Raw genomic sequence first — 3,766 nt, 5'->3', positions numbered from 1 at the left:
AAGGCTATGAATGGGATGAGATCAAGCCGCAGGTAGATCATGTGATTTTCCCTGACGGCAAAAGGATCATTCTGCTGGCCAAGGGGCGCCTGGTGAATCTGGGCTGCGGTACCGGCCATCCATCTTATGTGATGAGTTCGTCGTTCGCCAACCAGACTATCGCGCAGATCGAACTGTTTACGCGCAACACCGATTACCCGGTGGGCGTTTATACGCTGCCCAAGCATCTGGACGAGAAGGTGGCGCGCCTGCAGCTGAGGAAGCTCAACGCGCAGCTGACCGAGCTTAGCGACCAGCAGGCCGCGTATATCGGCGTGGCCAAGAGCGGTCCGTACAAGTCGGAACACTACCGGTACTGACGCCGTGGACAGGAAGCAGCGCATCTACAGCTTCGAGTTCTTCCCGCCCAAGACACCGGAAGGCATGGTCAAGCTGCGCGAAGCGCGCAAGCAGCTTGCCCAGCTTCATCCCAAGTTCTTCTCGGTGACCTTTGGCGCGGGCGGCTCTACGCGAGACCGCACGCTGGAAACAGTGCTGGAAATCCAGGCCGAGGGCCTGGAGTCGGCGCCGCACCTGTCCTGCATTTCGTCGACGCGCGAAGAAATTCTCGTGATCCTCGAGCAGTACAAGTCGCATGGCATCCGGCATATCGTCGCACTGCGCGGCGACTTGCCCTCGGGCGAAATGAGCGCGAGCGATTTTCGCCACGCCAACGAGCTCGTGGCCTTCATCCGCGAGCAGACCGGTGACTATTTCGAGATCGAGGTGGCGGCTTATCCCGAATTTCATCCAGAAGCGCCTTCTGCGCAGGCCGATTTCGACAATTTCAAACGTAAGGTCGATGCCGGCGCCAATGCCGCGATCACGCAGTATTTCTACAATGCCGATGCCTACTTCCGCTTCATGGAGGAGTGCGACGCGGCAAGCATCGCAATCCCGGTCTATCCGGGAGTCATGCCGATCTACAACTTCGCTCAACTGTCGCGGTTTTCCGCAGGTTGCGGCGCAGAGATCCCGCGCTGGTTGCGCATGAGGATGCAGGATTACGGGGATGACCTGGTTTCGGTGCGTGCGCTGGGGTTGGATGTAGTGACCGAGCTATGTGACCGCTTGCTCGCGGGGGGCGCGCCCGGCCTGCATTTCTATACGATGAACCAGGCCGGGACGATTTCTACCCTGTGGCAGCGCCTGGGGCTTTAATTCCCGCGTATAGAAAGTTGTAGCTGAAATTCCTGCAGCATTTTCTGCAGGCCGAGGCGCTTGCCGGTGTTGAGGATTATAGGCGCACGGGTGTTGGCGTTCAGACCGGTTTCGTCCTTGTATAGGACCACTGCCAGCAGCAATTCATCGTCAGGTGCCATATCCAGCAATGCCTGCTCTTCATCCGTCAGCGTGACATCGTAGGCGACGTTGAGCAAGGCCGGGTCGGTGACCGAAAACACGATGGATGGATCGTCCAGCGACTGCAACCAGAATACGCTGGGTTTGTCTTCCTCGTGAAATAGCTTATAGCGTGTGCAATCCTCAAAAGGCGGTAGGCCTTTCGGAAAAGCGATTACGCTTTGCGGGTCGATCTCGACTTCTTGTGCGCCGAAACGTATCAGGGTGAGTTTCATCATATTTGGTGTTTTAGTGAAGGGTAGGGTGGCTCTCGTTGAACAGGGCATCTTCCACGAAAAGATAGTCGCGCGCCTTGCCATGGCGCCACAGCACCATTAGCGATATCCATTTGGTTTGTTCGAGAGAGATTTCGCTGTCTGTCAGCGCCATCAGGCGATCAATGACCACTTCGCGTTCCAGCGTGTTAAGCACCCCGGCCTGCTCCAGGAACAGCAGGAAGCTGCGGCTGTCCTGTCCGATTTTCCGGGCTTCATCATGGGTATAAATACGATATGCGGCTCGATCGGCCGAGGTACCCGTGTGAACCTGATCGGCCATCAGTGCAAGATCGCTGAACCAGCTGAAGGCGCGGCTGATATCGTCGCTATCGAAGCCAGCCGCGGAAAGCTCTCGCGTCAGCGTCTGCTCGTCGGCGGACACGTCGGTTTCGATATAGTTTTCGAACAAATAAACGAGAAGTTCGAACATGATTTTCCCCATAAGATTGGTAAATAACGCTTAAGCTGACGATTGCGGCAGATTGGCAACCCTTTCCACTTGCTTCCCTGCCGTGCCTTTGCTTCAGTATCTTGTGCTGGCTTATGGTTTTTAATAAATGCGCTGGTAACGTCCGCCGGGCAAACTGGCGATTTTTCCCTCCAATTCCAGTCCAAGCAGCATCGCCGAAACCTGATCACTCGTCAAGCCGCTGGTCTGGATCAGGCTATCGACGGCAACGGCGTCGAATCCCATCTGTTCCAGCAGCGGATGAACAGATTCAAGACTCTCACTGGACGCGTTTGAAGAAATGGGGACGTTTCCCAATTCTTCAAGGATGTCCTGAATGCTGTCTACCAGTTTGGCTCCTTGCTTGATCAAGCGGTGGCAGCCTTTGGAAAGCGGCGAGTGAATCGAACCGGGAATGGCGAAGACTTCACGTCCTTGTTCGCCCGCAAGCCGCGCAGTGATCAGCGACCCGCTTTCCAGGTTGGCTTCCACCACCAGTACGCCGCAAGCCAATCCGCTGATGATGCGGTTGCGGCGCGGAAAATTGCCGGCCTTGGACGGTTCGCCTAACGGAAATTCCGAGACGAGCACGCCTTTTTGGACGATTTCATGGGCCAGTTCGCGATGGCGTGCCGGGTAGACGATGTCGAGCCCGGTGCCGACCACCGCGATCGTCGAGCCCGCGCCACGCAATGCGCCACGATGTGCGGCGCCGTCCACGCCCAGTGCCAGGCCGCTGACGACACACCAGCCGGCCCCGCTCAGCGCCTGAGAGAACGACTCGGCATTTTTCAGGCCTTGCGGCGTGGCGTTACGGCTGCCCACCACGGCAATAATCGGCTGGCTGAGCAGCGCAGCGTTGCCCTTGACGTACAGCAGCGGCGGCGGATCTGGAATTTCCAGCAGGGTTTGCGGATAGGCCGCATCGGCCAGGGTGATCAGGCTGTTGCCTGGCTGTTCCAGCCATGCCAGCGCCGGTGCCAGCTTGACCGGGTCCGGACCCGCGGCGATCTGGCCGGCAATGTCGGCGCCGACTACCTGGCATAGAGCCGGAACGGGAGTCGCGTAAATTTCCTGGGGGGCACCGAATGCGGAAAGCAGGCGGCGAAAAGTTTCTGCGCCTATGCCTGGAATGAGCGAAAGGCCGATCCAGTCGCGTGCGTCGTCGGCTGAAACGGCCATGGATTTGGTCGGCGTATCCTTAATCAGGGCGTCCTTACCGCGTCGTTGAGGTGAATCGGGCGTTCCGATTGCATGACCAGCGCATAGGCGACATGGTCGAAGGTGCGGAACACCATGACCAGGCCGATGCGCTCGTCCGGCAGCTTGAGGAATTTGGCGTCTTCATCGTCCTTGGCCAGATTGACGATGCGCTTGCCGCCCTCACCCTTCTGAATGTCGAGATTGACTTCGGGAATGTGGTCGCGGGGATCGACCTGTTTCTTTTTGTTGACGATTTTTTCGCCATGGCTGTATACCGCCAGCACATGGCCTTCCTCCAGCCCGTCTTCGTTGCCGCGGTTGAGGGTGACGATGCTGTTACGGCTGATTTCCGCCACGCCGCCGTAGGAAGTCATGATGCGGCCGTCGATCTCGCTGTCCGGCGCATGCGGGATGAAACTGCCCAATAGTTTCTCCGGCGCCGGGACCAGCTTGTCCT

The 3,766-nt window shown here is 58.0% G+C and carries 5 protein-coding genes and 1 pseudogene; 2 read left to right on the top strand and 4 right to left on the bottom strand.

What is annotated here, in order from left to right:
* Together VGK14_RS00410 and metF are read left to right on the top strand one after the other, a co-directional pair.
* On the top strand, positions 1-359 hold a 359-nt coding region (locus VGK14_RS00410; RefSeq protein WP_331506913.1), incomplete at its 5' end, for an adenosylhomocysteinase.
* Positions 360-363: 4 nt separating this feature from the next.
* The gene (gene metF / locus VGK14_RS00405) at positions 364-1,200 is read left to right on the top strand and encodes a methylenetetrahydrofolate reductase [NAD(P)H] (RefSeq protein WP_331506912.1); all 837 of its coding nucleotides are present in this window, start codon (positions 364-366) and stop codon (positions 1,198-1,200) included.
* Here the strand turns inward: metF and fliW are convergent.
* The 4 genes and pseudogenes from fliW to VGK14_RS00385 all read right to left on the bottom strand — a co-directional run.
* Positions 1,197-1,619 (bottom strand): flagellar assembly protein FliW, encoded by a 423-nt coding sequence (gene fliW, locus VGK14_RS00400; protein WP_331506911.1) that lies wholly within the window; start codon positions 1,617-1,619, stop codon positions 1,197-1,199. The genes metF and fliW overlap by 4 nt on opposite strands.
* 10 nt (positions 1,620-1,629) lie before the next feature.
* Positions 1,630-2,088: a DUF494 domain-containing protein gene (locus VGK14_RS00395; protein ID WP_331506910.1), complete on the bottom strand. Its 459-nt coding sequence runs from the start codon at positions 2,086-2,088 to the stop codon at positions 1,630-1,632.
* 120 nt (positions 2,089-2,208) lie between these two features.
* Positions 2,209-3,288 (bottom strand): DNA-processing protein DprA, encoded by a 1,080-nt coding sequence (gene dprA, locus VGK14_RS00390; RefSeq protein ID WP_331506909.1) that lies wholly within the window; start codon positions 3,286-3,288, stop codon positions 2,209-2,211.
* A 23-nt stretch (positions 3,289-3,311) separates the two neighbouring features.
* Positions 3,312-3,766: pseudogene (locus VGK14_RS00385) on the bottom strand (peptidoglycan-binding protein LysM); the annotation flags it as partial.

The organism is Novimethylophilus sp., from assembly GCF_036504375.1.
In the GTDB taxonomy this organism is placed as follows: Bacteria; Pseudomonadota; Gammaproteobacteria; order Burkholderiales; family Methylophilaceae; genus Novimethylophilus.
The sequence above is the reverse complement of the archived record's forward strand: the minus strand, read 5'-3'. Positions and strand labels throughout refer to the sequence as shown.

Bases quoted from the DNA above. Each gene is read 5' to 3' on its own strand.
- dprA (WP_331506909.1), bottom strand. From the start codon at position 3,288: ATGGCCGTTTCAGCCGACGACGCACGCGACTGGATCGGCCTTTCGCTC.
- fliW (WP_331506911.1), bottom strand. From the start codon at position 1,619: ATGATGAAACTCACCCTGATACGTTTCGGCGCACAAGAAGTCGAGATC.
- VGK14_RS00395 (WP_331506910.1), bottom strand. From the start codon at position 2,088: ATGTTCGAACTTCTCGTTTATTTGTTCGAAAACTATATCGAAACCGAC.